2 protein-coding genes are annotated in these 2207 nt (G+C 64.4%); one reads left to right on the top strand and one right to left on the bottom strand.

Annotated features, from left to right (window positions below; all coding sequences use genetic code 11):
• Positions 1-1193, bottom strand: a 1193-nt coding sequence (locus ACFE99_RS19135) for a serine/threonine-protein kinase (protein WP_375488010.1), incomplete at its 3' end; no start/stop codon positions are given.
• 582 nt (positions 1194-1775) lie between these two features.
• Between ACFE99_RS19135 and ACFE99_RS19130 the strand changes: the two genes are divergently transcribed.
• Positions 1776-2207: FHA domain-containing protein (locus ACFE99_RS19130; protein WP_375488006.1), on the top strand; the 432-nt coding region annotated here is incomplete at its 3' end.

Raw genomic sequence — 2207 nt, 5'->3', positions numbered from 1 at the left:
CCGGTGGCCGCACATCCGGTCGCAGTGCATGACGAACGAAAGGCCCACCAGCTTGTTTGGGCCCCGTCGTTGGCGATGACGCCGCTGGACGTCTGCTTTGCCCGGTCGTAGTCCAGCCGATAGGTGCCCTGAAGCAGAGGTTTGGCGATACTCGCGCCCGAGGTGCCGGCCGAGTGCTTGGACGACGTCGCGTGCAGCCGCGGCGGGGGCGCCGCGTTCGCTGCCGGTTTGTCCCGCCAGAAGAGATAGGAGGTCGTCCAGGTTATCGCCATCGCGGCCACCGCCAGGAGAACAGTGGCGATCGCGATCTTGCTCTTAAGCGAGAATTCGCCGACACGGCGGCCAGCGGCCGCGGTTCGGTCGACCCGCTCGCTGAATGCGGCGGCGAAATCACGGCATCGGTCGAACCGCGACTCGGGCTCCTTCGCAAGAGCTTTCGACAACACGTCATCCAGGTGCGCTAAATCTGGACGGTGGTCGCCGAGCCGCGGCGGTGGGGCGTTGAGGTGCATGCTGATGGCCTCAACAGGGTTGGCATGCTGATACGGCGGCGCACCGGTCAAGAGGTGAAACGCAGTGGCGGCCAAGGCGTATTGGTCGGCCCGCCCGTCCATTTTGCGACCCAGCAACTGTTCCGGCGCGGCATAGGCGACCGTCCCCACCGCCACATTGGTGGCGGTGATCCCGCTGATGTCTGCGAGCTGACGGGCTACTCCGAAGTCGGCCAGCAGGATTCGCCGCTCCCCTGCTTCGAGATGGGTGAGCAGGATGTTCGCGGGTTTGACATCGCGGTGCAGCAGGCCGCGCTGATGCGCGTAGTCGAGTGCGCCTGCGACGGCGCCGACGATTTCGCAAACGTCTTGTTGTGACATGCCTTTGTGGTAGCGCTCTTTGATGAGCCGGGCTGCGTCGGTGCCCTCGACGTAGTCCATCGCGATCCACAGCTGGCCATCGAATTCGCCGCGATCATGGACTGCGACAATGTGCGGGTGCCAAAGCGTCGCGGCCAGGTCGGCTTCCCGGTTGAATCTTTCCCGAAATTCGCCGTCGGCCGTCATGTCCTTGGCGAGGACTTTGAGCGCGTCGCGACGCGGCAATCGGGGGTGCTTGGCCAGGTAGACGTCGGCCATTCCACCAGAACCCAGTGGTCGTAACACGGTGTAGCCGGCAAAGGCCGTAGGGCCGGAAACCATAGACCAGCGCGGGTTGCCCTTGTCGTCTGGCCCACCCGCCTCTCCGCTCCCGCCGGATCGGATCAGCGGCACGCGGTGGAGGAGTTGGGTGACCGCCATGTGAGGAAGCGACTGGTAGCCGCGCCGCAGCGCCTCCCTGGCCTGCCGCGGGTGGGTCAGGAGTCGGCGGCTGACATCCCAGCGCCGAGTGGAGCCCATCGCCTCATCCATCTGCCGTTGCTCCCTTATTGCTCCGCAGTGGTTGGGATCTGACGCAGGGAACTGCGCCACGCGCCGACAGCGGCGCCGGACCGGTTGCTCCGTCGACGGCATGAAGGTGGCTATTCCTTCACCCGCAGTTATTCCGGCGGTGCATCCATCTCGAGAGCCCAGACGGGCGCACGCTTTTCGGGCGTTTCGGTTACTCCCTTGGCATGATGCCTGCAGATTTAGCGGCGATGGGCCGATCGTGGTTATGAAACAGCTATGAATCACGGATCGGGTATGAACCGGCCGCTCGACTTCGGCGAAACATAGCGAAGACATAGGTTACTCACAGTTGCGTCGCTTGATTTCCCTGTGTGGCAACCGATACTGGACGTCGTGAATCGACCGGTCCCGCCTGTGCTGACAATTCGCCACGACGGGACTCAACGTACTTTCGCGCCCGGCCACGACGTCGTCATCGGACGGGACCTGCGTGCCGACATACGCATCGCCGACCCGCGGATTTCCCGCGCGCATCTGATCCTGCGCTTCGAGCAGGACAGGTGGCTGGCCATCGACAACGGATCGGTGAACGGCACGTACGTCAACGGCTACCGAACGCCGGTGATCGACATCCATGACGGCCAGAGCATCAACATCGGCAATGCCGGTGGGCCGCAACTGACTTTTCAGCTCGAAAACCAGCCGCAGCAGGCCGGCCGACCACCGGGCACGGCGTCGGTGCACGACCATCAGCCGCCCACCATCTCCTGGTCGACGCATCGAGAGCCCGCCCAGCCTGCCCAACCGCCACGGCGACCTATGCAG

The organism is uncultured Mycobacterium sp. (assembly GCF_964249325.1).
GTDB lineage: Bacteria > Actinomycetota > Actinomycetes > Mycobacteriales > Mycobacteriaceae > Mycobacterium.
The sequence above is the reverse complement of the archived record's forward strand: the minus strand, read 5'-3'. Positions and strand labels throughout refer to the sequence as shown.